Annotated in this window: 11 protein-coding genes; 1 reads left to right on the forward strand and 10 read right to left on the reverse strand. The window is 55.8% G+C overall.

Annotated features, from left to right (window positions below):
- Positions 1–16 precede the first annotated feature (16 nt).
- The 5 genes from BLU89_RS00065 to BLU89_RS00095 form a co-directional block, all read right to left on the reverse strand.
- Positions 17–1,249: a CpaE/TadZ family protein gene (locus tag BLU89_RS00065; RefSeq protein WP_074733453.1), complete on the reverse strand. Its 1,233-nt coding sequence runs from the start codon at positions 1,247–1,249 to the stop codon at positions 17–19.
- A 201-nt stretch (positions 1,250–1,450) separates the two neighbouring features.
- Positions 1,451–2,074: an OmpA family protein gene (locus BLU89_RS00070; RefSeq protein ID WP_074733455.1), complete on the reverse strand. Its 624-nt coding sequence runs from the start codon at positions 2,072–2,074 to the stop codon at positions 1,451–1,453.
- A gap of 16 nt (positions 2,075–2,090) precedes the next feature.
- Entirely contained in the window at positions 2,091–3,497 is a 1,407-nt protein-coding gene (locus BLU89_RS00075; protein ID WP_074733456.1) for a type II and III secretion system protein family protein, read from the reverse strand.
- 195 nt (positions 3,498–3,692) lie between these two features.
- The gene (gene cpaB / locus BLU89_RS00085; protein WP_074733459.1) at positions 3,693–4,574 is read right to left on the reverse strand and encodes a Flp pilus assembly protein CpaB; all 882 of its coding nucleotides are present in this window, start codon (positions 4,572–4,574) and stop codon (positions 3,693–3,695) included.
- Between the two features lie 454 nt (positions 4,575–5,028).
- The gene (locus BLU89_RS00095; protein ID WP_074733461.1) at positions 5,029–5,223 is read right to left on the reverse strand and encodes a hypothetical protein; all 195 of its coding nucleotides are present in this window, start codon (positions 5,221–5,223) and stop codon (positions 5,029–5,031) included.
- Between the two features lie 353 nt (positions 5,224–5,576).
- Between BLU89_RS00095 and BLU89_RS00100 the strand changes: the two genes are divergently transcribed.
- The gene (locus BLU89_RS00100; protein ID WP_074733462.1) at positions 5,577–6,443 is read left to right on the forward strand and encodes a lytic transglycosylase domain-containing protein; all 867 of its coding nucleotides are present in this window, start codon (positions 5,577–5,579) and stop codon (positions 6,441–6,443) included.
- Between the two features lie 44 nt (positions 6,444–6,487).
- Here the strand turns inward: BLU89_RS00100 and BLU89_RS00105 are convergent, their stop codons facing one another.
- The 5 genes from BLU89_RS00105 to tldD form a co-directional block, all read right to left on the reverse strand.
- Positions 6,488–7,114, reverse strand: coding sequence for a 3-oxoacid CoA-transferase subunit B (locus BLU89_RS00105; RefSeq protein ID WP_074733464.1), 627 nt, complete (start codon positions 7,112–7,114; stop codon positions 6,488–6,490).
- Positions 7,114–7,818, reverse strand: a complete 705-nt coding sequence (locus BLU89_RS00110; RefSeq protein ID WP_074733466.1) for a CoA transferase subunit A — start codon at positions 7,816–7,818, stop codon at positions 7,114–7,116. Before BLU89_RS00110 ends, BLU89_RS00105 begins: the two co-directional genes overlap by 1 nt.
- A gap of 92 nt (positions 7,819–7,910) precedes the next feature.
- Positions 7,911–10,523: a type I DNA topoisomerase gene (gene topA / locus BLU89_RS00115; RefSeq protein ID WP_074733467.1), complete on the reverse strand. Its 2,613-nt coding sequence runs from the start codon at positions 10,521–10,523 to the stop codon at positions 7,911–7,913.
- 169 nt (positions 10,524–10,692) lie between these two features.
- Positions 10,693–11,817 (reverse strand): DNA-processing protein DprA, encoded by a 1,125-nt coding sequence (gene dprA, locus BLU89_RS00120; protein WP_074733469.1) that lies wholly within the window; start codon positions 11,815–11,817, stop codon positions 10,693–10,695.
- A gap of 238 nt (positions 11,818–12,055) precedes the next feature.
- A complete protein-coding gene (tldD, locus tag BLU89_RS00125; protein WP_074736229.1) occupies positions 12,056–13,477 on the reverse strand; it encodes a metalloprotease TldD in 1,422 nt (473 codons plus the stop codon).
- Positions 13,478–13,528 lie beyond the last annotated feature (51 nt).

Below are 13,528 nucleotides of genomic sequence, written 5' to 3' on the forward strand. Positions count from 1 at the left end.
GCAGCTTTCCTTTGAATTAAGCGGCTTCAGCGTCGTTGCTTCCAAGGATGTGAAGCGACTGAGCCAGTTTGGCGATTTCCCGGCGTAGCGGGTTTTTGGCCGCCGAGTTGGCGAGTGGCAGGCCGTGATCACCGCTTTGCATGACCGCTTTGCCACCATCAGGCAGAAGCAGATCAATCGAGATACCCAGGCTTTCGCCCATGCGCTTGACCCGGCCTTTACCATTCAGATCGGTAAACTTCGGCGCTCTGTTCATGGCGAAACGCAGTTTGTTGAAAGGCAACTCTTCAGCTTGCAGCGCCCGCTTCAGGCGCAGTGCATTCTGGGCTGAACGCATGTCCAGTTCAATCATCGCAAAATAGACATGCGCGGCCTGCAAAACCGTCTCGGACCAGTGAACAAGTGTTTTTGGCATATCGACAACGACATAGTCGAAACTTGCACGCGCGGTGTCGATCACACGCTGGATGTCCTCGGGGGTAATAATATCCAAAGGCACCATATCGGACGGCGCCGTCAGAACCTGCAGCTTCTCCTCAAAGTTCTGAAGGGCCTGACCAAAGGATTCTTCGTCCATGGAATCGGTGTCCGACAGCATCTCGAACACTGCCTCATGTCGCGGCAAATCCAGATAGGTCGAGACGGTGCCATATTGCAGATCCAGATCGATCAGACACACTTTTGGTGCTTCTTTGGCGGATACGGTGGCAAGCTCCCACGCCAGATTTACGGCCATTGTGGTTGAACCGACGCCACCTGCCAAACCTTGAACAACAAAAAGCGCCCCTTCCTTCGAGGCGCCGTTGGGTAAAGTCGGTGCTGCCTGAGGCGCCACAACCGGGTCGGGTCGACTGATCCGGTCAATGGCTTCCTGCAGTTCTTTTTCGGGTAGCGGGTAGGGGACAAACTCATCGGCGCCCTTACGCAGCAACTGGTGCAGAGAGGCCGGTGTGACGTCTTCGGCGATCAGGACGACCTTGATGCCCTTTTCCTTGGCCTGAGTGATGATCTCACCCATAAGCGTCAGGTTGTCCTCGTCATCGCCATCCAGCGCCAGAGCTACAAATTGCAGCGAATTAGCCTCGGGTTGGCTGAAGAACGCAAGGGCTTCGGCAAATCCAAGATCACCCCACCTTTCACCCAGCGCTGCTTCCATATCCTCAATCAACAGATCGAAGTTCTGGACATCCCTGCTGATGGTACAAGCCAGAATGGCGTTGTTTTCGTCTTGCGGCGTCGCGCTCGTCATTAACACAATCCTCGTCGAGAGGGCTGAGCAGACCATTTGAACGGTTTAAGGGTCAGTTCTGGTATGCTGTCGCCCGATGCGGTCAATTTTGGCCGCAGGTCACCCAATTGTTCACAGCGTCGCTTGGAAGTTGGGCGAGAATTGGGCGCAAAAGAACCAATTGTAGGGAAATGGGCGACAATGCCGCCCAATCCTCAGTTATTATTCGCCGCCAGAATCGCTTTCACCGATCTGGATGTAGCTGACGGGTGCGGCGCTTGAGATATACTCTCGGTATATCACGTTAGCGTACTTTCCATCCAAAATATTCGGGTGGCGATCAACAAAGCCTGATACTTCGGTCACCGTGCGGCGGTTACGGCGATCCCGATCTGAAGTGGCTACCAGCGGCCGGGATTTCCCATATGAAACAACAGCTTCAAGCCGTGAACGTGAGATACCTTGCCGTGTCAGGAAGGCCACCGCTGCGTTAGCGCGGCGTTGACCCAGGCGATTATTATACGCAGTTGAACCTACAGCGTCAGTATGACCGTACACACGGAACCGCGCTTCGGGGAAGTTTTTGATCCATGCGGCTTGCTGCAGCAGAATACGTTGAGCCGACGCGTCCAATTGAACGCTATCGAACGCAAAGTTGATCTGTGTCGGAACCTCGGCGGCGAATCGCTGTGCCAGGATCTGGCCATATGTCAATTCGCCGTTCATGACCTGAATATTGTTCAGTGTCGCGTTTCCGAACGTGCCCTGATCAATCTCATACCCTGCTTCACGAGTACAGCCGGCGACAGCAACCGAAAGGCCCAGTGTGATGATCCACTTTTCCATTGGTCCTATCCTCCTATCAGTCCAAAACATAGCCATAGGATGCGCCAAAGTTCTGCTTGGCCACTTCCGAGGCAGCACCGCTTCCGGCGCGTTGGGTGCGGGCGATCTTACCATTCAGGAAAAGATCGAACTCGCTGGGCGGTTTGACCCGATCTGTCGGCAGTGCAAGTGCTTCACCACGCGTGGGCGAAACCAGATGTGCAGTGACGATGATGATCAGTTCGCTTTGCTGGCGCCGGTATTCCGCGCTGCGGAAAAGGGCACCAAGAACCGGTACATCACCCAGCCACGGGACCTGACTGTTCAGATCGGTAAAGTCATCTTGGATCAAGCCAGCAATCGCAAAACTCTCACCGTCGTTTAACTCGATCGTGGTCCGCGTGGTTCGCGAAATAAAGCTTGGAACATTGTCACCGTTGATCGAGAAATCGGAGTTCGGATCGATGGTCGACACCGATGCGCCCATTTCCAGATTGATACGATCGCCGTCCACGACGCGTGGCACGAACAACAGTTGTACACCGAAGGCCCGATATTCGATGGCAACAACGCCATCACCCTGCGGAACAGGAATTGGTACCTCGCCGCCAGCCAGGAACTCGGCCTCCTGCCCGGACAGGGCCGAAAGATTCGGTTCGGCCAAACTGCGGACAAGACCTTTGGTTTCAAGCGCTTCCAGCAGCAGGCGAACCTGTGTAGAACCCGCACCGAAGCCGAACAAGATAGCGCCCGTGTTTGTTTGAACAAGTGGGATGTTGTTTCCCAAAGCGTTGTTCAGGGCACCGTTGGTATTCAAGGTGTTGAAACCTGCGGTGGTGTCTCCGCCACCAAATCCCAGAGATGCCGACAAGTTCTTGGCAACCGAGCGGTTCATTTCAGCAAAGCGGACTTTCAGCATGACTTGCTGCACTCCGCCGACGCTCATCAGATTCGATACGCGTTCTGGCGCATACCGCTCAGCCAATTCGAGTGCGCGCGCAAGTTTAGTGCTGCTCGAAACGGTGCCAGATAAAACGATGCCGTCATTGGCAGTCCGCACTTCGATTCGCTCGTTGGGCAGAATCTGGCGCAACCGCTCTTTGAATTCGGAAACATCCGGCGAGACCCGTACGCGCACGTTGGTAATCAGATTACCTGCGCCGTCGAACATGGTCAGCGTGGTTGTACCGGGAGCCCGACCAAGTACGTAGATCGTCCGGTCAGATAATGTCGAGATATCTGCAATGCCAGCGTTGGCAATACTGATGTCGGCAAACGGCTCTTCGCTTTCTACCACGATTGCGCGGTTTACCGGGACTTCCAGCGATTCTGCTGTCCCCTTTTTAACCACGCGAAGATTTTCAGCCCAAGCGGCATCGCCGGTTGGGCCCACAACTAGCGTCAACCCCAGCAGGGTTGCGCTGATCCAGGAACGTATTGTCATGTGACCTGCCTCTCCGATCACCACTCGATTTTTTTGGGTCTTATGCCCTATGTTTTGAAACCCTGCGCCAAAACCAGATTTATTGCAATAATCAATGGTTTCTGGAATTTTCCTTATGTGGATTATTCGCAACAACACAATGAAAAAGACCGCGCTCATTGCGCGGTCTTTTTCTCGTAAAGGTCTGAATTAGCGTTAGTTTGTGCAAGGAATAGGCGTCTCTACAGTCTCGCCGCCTCGGCGTGTTCGGATTGTACACACCTTTTTCTGTTCTGCGACAGGGGCAGGGGCTCTTTCTTCAATTCCTAAAAGAGATTGTTGATCCACCTCGACCACCTCAGCCACTTTGTCGTCCTGAGCGCCGACCAGTGCCAGCGACATGCGTCCGGTATTTTGAGCTTGTGCCAAAGCGGCGATTTGCTGAGACGTTGCTGCAACCGTAACTGTCCGAGCGATTGTCGTGCCGGTCACGTCGGTACCTGCTGTCTGATCAACAGCGACCAGCTCGATATTGGTGAGTACAAGACGCGTAATCTCGCCTCGACCAGATTCGCTGGTTCCACGCAAGGAGCCCGTCCAATAGACATCCACAGTGTCACCAGGGCGCAGGAAGCCCGACACGCCTGACGCCACGTCGACGCTGATTGCAAATGCGCGCATACCTTTTGGCAACTGCGATCTGAGGCCCGCCGTCTCACCCGGATCGGTGATTTTGATTTCCATAATCGCTTCGTCTTTCTCCATCGCGCGGAGAACAAAGCGTTCATTGTTTTTGATATCCGGGAATAGAACCGCAATGTCGAGGAAGGTCCCTTCCGGGATTGCATTTTCAGGCCATTGAACGATGCGAACATCTTCTTGATTAAGGCGTTCGCCATATTTCATTGAGCGATTCGATACCAGAACACCTATGGTTGGAACCTGACCCGCCTTTGCGTTGGCCAACGCTTCTTCGCGCAGCTTGCGTTCCTTCGCAAGTTTAGCCTGGTTATCAGTGATATATTCGCGTGCCATATAGACAGCACCACCGGCCAGAGCGACCCCGATGATAAGAACAAGTCCAAAAACAGCTCGCATTTGTGCCTCGTAGTGTTTCTTTGAATTGGTCACGCGGCATCATTCACCGCGATGGTTCAAGGATCACCCTATGGGGTAATTGTGTCCAAAAATGGGACAATCTCAGATATATTTCTGATCTTGGGGCAGATCAACTTGGCGTATGGCCCGCCATTGGAGCGTGCGCTCTAGTCAAAACTAATACTTTGAACTTCAGTATCTGCGAGGGCCTGACCGCTCTTCTCGTCGAGACTACGGAGACCTTCATTCAGGAGCACGTACATCAACCCCCCAAAGCCAACGACCGCGGCGGTCAATACAACCCAATCCACTGTCACGGCTCCATCTTCATCGGACACAATTTCTTTGATTGTGCTGAACATCATATTTTACCGGGCTAAGAAATCTTTGAAAAAGGGGCCACGTCTCAGGAAAAGACGTGGCCCCCACTATAGATACCAGAATCTGGCAGAAATTAGTTGGTATTCGGTGTAGTCACAGTGACCGAGCCCAGCGCGTCTTCGATGTTGCCGGCCAGTTCGCTGGCGCCGCTGCGGACCTGGTTGTATGCAATTGCGGCCAGAGCAACAACGGCTGCGGTCAGAACGACCCAGTCTACTGTTACGGCGCCGTCTTCGTCTTTGCGGAAGTTCTTGAAGAACTTGATCATGTTACGTCCCTCCTAAAGGATCAAATCAGTAATTAACCTCGGCGTCTTTCAGAGCTTTCTCTCTCAGTCCGCTCCCGATCGTCTCGGTATGGATATATGTTTGACCGCTGTGCATGGCAGGAATTGGGCCAAACCAATATTTTTTTGTTCAAAGCTTAATTTTTTGTTGGTGATTTTGATAACGGTATGAAAATAAATAAAAAAATCAGAGTCATTTTTTTATCCATAACGCGCGGGCGATGTAAAATAGCTGCAAATGAGGCAAAATTGCCCCATTTCACTTTGTTTTTCTGGTGTTGCGGGCCGTTATGTTGTTCAAAATACTTCAAAAGATAAGAAATCGAGGCAGGCAGATGTATTTCCGGGACGCAGTTCTATGCGCCGGTGCGGCGGCGTTTCTGTTGTCGGGGGCGATTCCGGTCTCGGCGACCGAGATCGAACCGCGCGGGGTATACAAGCGTATCAAAGCGCCCAAACCGGGCACACGTCCGCGGGTGACGATTCAGATCACGCCCGAACAACATGCAACTTCACCGTCTGCGCCCAGTACGGGCGTCACGCTGGAGGTGCCCGAGATTACGACCCCAGCAAAAGTGCTGCCATCAACCCCGCCGAAGATTGCTGGGGTGCCCAAACCAGAGGGCGCATACACGGCGTTCTGGAGCCGGGTGTCACCGGATCAGGCGCAGGCGAATGCTGATCGGCTCGGTGAAGCCGTGCAGGCGTTGTCCGCAACGGGTGTTCCGTCTCCGCGTCTGCAAACGCTTCAGAACATCGCTGACACGCGCGGAATAGACATTCTGCGCTCGACCGTAGGCACCAGTGTTTCACCCGCACTTGTATTGGCCGTCATCTCGGTAGAATCAGCCGGGCGGACCGAAGCAATCAGTTCGGCTGGCGCGCAGGGGCTAATGCAGTTGATGCCGGCCACAGCCGAACGTTTTGGGGTTAAGGACAGCCTGAAGCCGGAACAGAACATCGAAGGTGGGGTCAAATACCTGCATTGGCTGATGAAGGAATTTGATAACGACCCAATCCTTGTTCTCGCAGGCTACAATGCAGGCGAGGGGGCCGTACGTAAACACAGTGGCGTGCCGCCCTATGCTGAAACCAGAGATTACGTGCCCAAGGTTCTTGCAGCGTTTCAGGTCGCAAGTGCGTTATGTACGACGACGCCCCAGTTCGTCTCGGACCCCTGCATCTTTCAGACTTCGAACTAAAAAGGCCCGCGTTGCAGCGGGCCATTTGTTTCATTGGTTAAAGTTTAATCGACGATCGTTGCCTGAGTTGCAGCTCTCATATCAGCATCGCTGACACCCTCTGCCAATTCAACGATCTTCAGACCGCCTTCGACAACATCCAGCACGCCTAGATTTGTAATGATAAGATCAACTACGCCTTGTCCGGTCAGTGGCAGGGTACATTCTTTAAGCACTTTGGAATCGCCGTGCTTGTTGGTGTGATCCATAACCACGATCACGCGACCTACTCCGGCCACCAGATCCATGGCGCCACCCATGCCTTTGACCAGCTTTCCGGGGATCATCCAGTTGGCCAGATCGCCTTTCTCATCCACTTCCATCGCACCCAGAATTGCAGCAGCAATCTTGCCGCCCCGGATCATGGCGAACGATGTCGCACTGTCAAAATACGAGGTGCGCGACAATTCAGTAATCGTTTGCTTGCCCGCATTGATCAGATCAGCGTCTTCTTCACCTTCAAATGGGAAGGGGCCCATGCCCAGCATTCCGTTTTCGGACTGCAGGGTAATGTCTTTGTCACCCACATAGTTCGCCACCAGCGTCGGAATCCCGATGCCGAGGTTCACATACATGCCATCTTCCAGCTCTTCAGCCGCGCGTGCGGCCATCTGATTGCGGTCCCAGGGCATTATGCGTCCTCCTTCTTGCGGGTGGTGCGTTGTTCGATGCGCTTTTCGTGGCTGCCTTGAATGATGCGGTGCACATAGATGCCGGGCAGATGGATGCTGTCGGGGTCAAGCGATCCGCGCGGAACGATCTCTTCAACCTCGGCAATGCAGATTTTACCGCAGGTCGCGGCGGGAACGTTGAAATTGCGAGCGGTCTTACGGAACACAAGGTTTCCGGTGTCGTCAGCTTTCCACGCCTTCACGATGGCGAGGTCGGCGAAGATGCCTTCCTCCATAATGTAGGTTTCGCCGTTAAAGTCTTTGTGCTCTTTGCCATCTGCGATGACCGTTCCTACACCGGTTTTGGTATAGAAGCCGGGAATGCCCGCACCGCCAGCGCGCATACGCTCGGCCAAAGTGCCCTGCGGATTGAACTCCAGCTCCAGTTCTCCGCTCAGGTACTGACGCATGAACTCCGCGTTTTCGCCAACATAAGAACTGATCATCTTTTTGACCTGCTTGGTCTGCAGCAGGATACCTATGCCGAAATCGTCCACGCCGGCATTGTTCGAGGCAAAGCTCAAGTCCTTGACGCCCGATTCCTTGATCGCCTCAAGCAGCAGTTCCGGAATACCGCACAGGCCAAAGCCGCCTGCCGCGATCAACATGCCATCCGACAGCACCCCATCGAGCGCAGCGGAGGCATTGGCATAGATTTTCTTCATGGAAAACTCCCCCAATGACATGGTGTTGGGCCGAGTTGTGCAGTCACGTCACGAGGAAGTCAACGAATCCAGGGGGCAGGTGGTATTTCTACCTAACCCGCCTTCTTGGTTGTTTTCTTGGCGGCAGCTTTCTTCTTGGGTGCCGCTTTTTTCTTTGTGCCTTTCTTGGTCGCGCGCTCATTGACCAGCTCGATGGCCATTTCCTGCGTCACGTCCTCGGGCTTGATATCCTTGGGGATGGTCGCGTTGACCTTTTCCCATTTCACGTATGGCCCATAGCGCCCGTCCAGAACCTGCATCGGGCCGCCATCGGGGTGCTCGCCCAGTTCTTTGAGCGCTTTTGCGGCCTGCCCACGCCGCCCTGGATTGGCTCGTTTTTCGGCCAACAGCTCGACGGCGCGGTTCATGCCGATTTCGAACACGTCGTTCGGATCTTTGAGGTTGGCATAAACCGGCTTAGCTTCATCTGCCAGTTGATGCATCAGGTAGGGGCCAAAGCGGCCAAAGTTCGAGGTGATCATGCCGCCTTCGGGATGCTCACCGATCTGGCGCGGCAAACTGAGCAAGGTCAGGGCCTTCTCCAGATCCATGTCGTCCTTGTCCCAGCCACGGGGTAGAGAGGCACGTGGAGGTTTCTTGTTCTCGGGCGTGGGTTCTCCGCGTTGGACGTAAGGTCCGAAGCGACCGGATTTCAGCCAGATATCGTCGCCTGCATCTTCGCCCAGCAGCCGTTCTTCGCCTTCTGCACCTTCGCCAGCTATTGGGCGGGTATAAGTACATTCGGGATAGTTGCCACAGCCTACAAACCCGCCGGTGCGCGAGGTTTTCAGATGCAACTGCCCGGCGCCGCATTTCGGGCAGATACGAGGGTCAGAGCCATCTTCGCGCGGCGGATAGAGTTGCGGCGCCAGCGCTTCGTCCAGCTTGTCGAGCACTTCCGAGATACGCAGTTCGGAGGTCTCGCCAATCGCCGCTGAGAAGTCGCGCCAGAACTTGCTCAGCAGGTCCTTGTAATCGCGATCACCGGCGCTGACGTCGTCCAATTGCTCTTCCAGATTGGCCGTAAACTCATAGCCCACATATTGCCGGAAGAAGTTCAGTAGGAAGATCGTAACGATCCGACCCTTCTCCTCGGGGATTAGCCGATTCTTGTCCTTTCGGACATATTCGCGGTCCTGAATCGTGGTTACGACCGAGGCGTAGGTGGACGGACGTCCGATCCCCAGCTCTTCCATCCGCTTGACCAGCGTGGCCTCAGTATAACGGGGCGGTGGTTGAGTATGGTGTTGCAGCGCCAGAACGGCCTCATTGTCGGATAAGACCGCAGCTCTGTCCTCTGCTTTCGCAGACTGATCTTTCAGTGAGGTTTTAGCAAAGCGCGCGGGATCTCCCTGCATGATCTGCGGCAGGCGCTTGTCGTCATCATCGACAACATCATCGCGGCCTTCTTCGTAGACGCGCATGAAACCGTCGAACAGCATCACCTGACCGGTGGCGCGCAAGCCGACCTGACCGTCGTCACTGCTGATTTCGACGGTAGTTCGCTCTAACCGGGCGGCCGCCATCTGGCAGGCAATGGTGCGTTTCCAGATCAGATCGTACAGCTTGCGCTGGTCTTCATCCGTGACCTTCAGTGCTTTGGCATCGCGCGCCATATCTGTCGGGCGGATACATTCGTGCGCTTCCTGCGCGTTCTTGGCCTTGTTTTTGTAGATGCGCGGGCTGTCCGGCACGTATTCTGCACCATACCGGTCCGCGATAGCGTCGCGTGTGGCGGTTACGGCTTCTGGCGCCATGTCGATGCCGTCGGTCCGCATATAGGTAATGTAGCCGGCCTCATACAGCCGTTGTGCCACTTGCATTGAATGTCTCGCGCCCATGCCAAACTTGCGGCTGGCTTCCTGTTGCAAGGTCGAAGTCATGAAAGGCGCGCTGGGGTTGCGCGCGGCCGGCTTGGCCTCGACCGAGGTGACACTCAGCGCGCGGCTGGTGATCGCCTGCACCGCCAGTTCGGCCTGCGTGGCGTTGGACAGGTCGTGCTTGTCCAGCTTTTTTCCGGCCAGCGTGACCAGACGCGCCTCATAGGTCTGACCGCGCGGTGTTTCGAATAGCGCCCGAACTGACCAGTATTCCACCGGTTTGAACGCCTCGATTTCCATTTCGCGTTCAACGATCAGGCGCAGGCAGACCGACTGAACGCGCCCAGCAGATTTTGCGCCCGGTAGTTTGCGCCACAATACAGGCGACAAATTGAAACCGACCAGATAGTCCAGCGCGCGTCGGGCCAGATAGGCTTCGACCAGTGGCATATCCACCTGGCGCGGGTTCTGCATCGCTTCGGTCACGGCGTCCTTGGTGATCGCGTTGAAGGTCACGCGGCTGACCGGTGTGTCCTTCTTGATCGAACGGCGTTTGGTCAGCGCCTCCTGCAGGTGCCAGCTGATCGCCTCACCTTCACGATCGGGGTCGGTGGCGAGGATCAGCGCGTTGTCCTCTTTTAGCGCGTCGGCAATCGCTTTGACATGCTTGCGACTGTCGTTGCCCACCTCCCATTTCATCGAGAATTCATGCTCGGGATCGACCGATCCATCCTTTGGCGGCAGGTCCCGCACATGGCCGTATGAGGCCAAAACGGTGTAGTTGGGGCCAAGATACTTGTTGATCGTTTTGGCTTTAGCCGGAGATTCTACAACAACTACGGGCATTTAAGAGGAATCCTCGCTCGACGGATTTTGCGCTTTGTATGACCGTGCAAAATGTGTGGGGCAAGATCGAATTGTCAATGCGTTCCTTTTCATTGCCAATTGGGACTGAATTGCTAGCCAGATTCGACCGTTTCCTCCGCGCACCCAGCACCAGGGTCGGACCCATGTTTTAGGCACAAAGAGACAGCAATCCGCCCGGTTGCCGTTGAATTTTTCCGTCCAATTCAAGATCAACCAGTATGGGACCTATTTCGCCAGCGGATGCGGCGATATCCCGGATCAACTGATCTTCGGCGATCGGAGACGGGCCAAGACGGGTCAGAATCGCCTCATGCAGGGCGCGGGGTGCAGTTGTCGCAGCGTCCTGTCTAAAGGGCAGGGGCGGCTGGACATCGATGTGGTGCTGCGGCAACGCTTCAATCACATCTTCGGCAGAGCGCACCAGTGTAGCGCCATCCCGGATCAGCAGATTGCACCCTGCGGCCCGCGCGTCGAAAGGGTGACCGGGAACGGCCAGAACCTCTCGCCCCTGATCCAGCGCATCCCGCGCAGTGATCAGACTGCCGGATTTTGCTGCAGCCTCGACAACCACCACAGCCAGTGCAAGGCCAGATATAATACGGTTTCGGCGCGGAAAATGTCGTGCCTGCGGTGTTGTGCCCATCGGCTGTTCCGACAGGCGAAGGCCGGTCTCTGCGATTTTGCGCGCCAGATCGGCGTTTTCGGCTGGGTAGATAACATCGACCCCACCGGCCATCACCGCCACGGTGCCAGTGGCCAATGTGGCAAGATGAGCTGCAGTATCAATGCCCCGCGCAAGGCCCGAAACTACGACATAATCCTGTTTACCCAGATCGGTCGCCAACGCACGCGCCATGCGGCTGCCCAACGAAGAACAGTTCCGTGCCCCGACCATGGCAATCGACTGGCGTTGTAGAATGGCGGGATCACCGATTGCCCACAGCATTGGTGGCGCATCAGGGATATCGTGTAACGCATCGGGATAATCGGCAGCCCCAAGGCACAAAAGCCGCGCTTTGGCAGCCTTTGCGGCCTTGAGCTCTGCCTCAATCACGCCGGGAGGACAGGTTTCATACCGCTCGATCCCGGCAGCGCGCGCCATTTCCGGCAGCGCGACCAGCGCGTTCTGCGCTGAGCCGTGTTCGCGCAGCAGGCGCCGGAACGTTGCCGGACCAACCTTGCGCGAGCGCAACAGACGGAGCCACGAAAACCGATCCTCTTCCGTGGTGGGTGGGAGTGGGGGGTGATTGGAAGAAAGCTGCTCTTCGGTCATCCGATGCTCCGCCTGATTGCAAAACTGGTTTACGGTGTAGCCGGTTAACAGCTTGTGAATCTCGGAAAATTAGATGTGTATTATTTGGAATATCTCATCAAATGCAGCGCTATCCTGCAGAAAAAAAGAGAAAACTCGTACGAATTTTCCTGGTCCCACCCCGTCGCGGGTCACGTTTAGTTTTTTGAAAGGGCTCAGAGATTAACCCTGAACCCCCAGGCGCAGCCCTGATTTCGACTCAGGCTGCCGAGCCTCCTATCGTTAGCCCATCCATCAGAACAGTGGGCTGACCGACCCCCACCGGCACCCATTGCCCGTCTTTTCCGCAAGTGCCCATGCCGGGATCAAGGGCCATGTCATTACCCAACCCGCGAATGTGTTTCAGGGCTGATGGGCCGTCACCGATCAGCGTTGCTCCTTTGACCGGTGCGCCGATCTTGCCGTTTTCTACCCGGTAGGCTTCGGTGCAAGAGAAAACAAACTTGCCGTTGGTGATGTCCACTTGACCACCGCCAAATCCGACGGCCCAGATGCCATCCTTGATGTCTGCCACCAGCGAAGCCGGATCGGCATCACCGCCCAACATGATCGTGTTGGTCATACGCGGCATCGGTTTATGCGCATAGCTCTGTCGTCGCCCGTTTCCGGTGGGGGCAACACCCATCAATCGTGCGTTCTGACGATCCTGCATATAGCCGGTGAGGACGCCATCCTCGATCAGAACCGTGCGAGAACTTGGCGTGCCTTCGTCATCCACCGAAATTGAGCCGCGCCGGTCCGCAATCGTGCCATCATCAACCACCGTCACGCCTTTTGAGGCGATTTGTTGCCCCATCAGTCCGGCAAAGGCGGAACTGCCTTTGCGATTGAAATCACCTTCCAGCCCGTGGCCTATGGCTTCGTGCAGCAGAATACCGGGCCAGCCGGGGCCTAGCGCGACCTCCATCACGCCTGCGGGGGCAGGGATGGCGTCCAGATTGACCAACGCAATCCGCAGTGCTTCGCGGGCCTTTGCTTGCCAGTCAGAGGGATCAATCAGACCATCCAGTCCAACACGACCGCCACCGCCGGCCGATCCGCTTTCGCGCCTGCCATTCTGGTCGACTATGACCGAGATGTTCAATCGGGTCATCGGGCGGACATCGCGCACCTGAATGCCATCCGGGCGCAGAATTTCAACTTCCTGCACTGTTGCTGCAATGGTGGCGCTGACCTGCACAACCCGGGGATCCAGATCTCGGGTAAAAGCGTCGATTTCGCGCAAGGTTTCGATCTTGACGGGAAAGCTGGCGGATTCGATCGGGTCTTCATCGGTATAAAGGCGCGTGTTGGTTGCCTGTGGTGCCCCTGCCAAGGATCCACCACCATCGCCAACGGCCAACCGTGCCGTTTCAGCCGCCCGTTTCAGGGAGGGAATCGAAACATCCGTCGAGTGCGCGTATCCGGCGACCTCGCCCTGCACCGCGCGCAAGCCGAATCCCTCGGACGCATCATAAGAGGCCGTGCGCAAACGCCCGTCATCGAAGACCAGAGACTCGGATTTCCGCCGTTCCACGAACAGCTCTCCATCCTCGGCGCCATCGGTTGCGGACTGCAACACAGCAAGCGCCTCATCCTTCGGGAGAGTGCTTTCAAAAGGGCGAAACGGGGCCTGAGTCATCGGTTGTGACCTTTCGGGTTTGATCCAGATCAAAAATAGCGTCTGTTTGAC

It is taken from the genome of Ruegeria halocynthiae, assembly GCF_900106805.1.
GTDB classification, from domain to species: Bacteria; Pseudomonadota; Alphaproteobacteria; order Rhodobacterales; family Rhodobacteraceae; genus Ruegeria; species Ruegeria halocynthiae.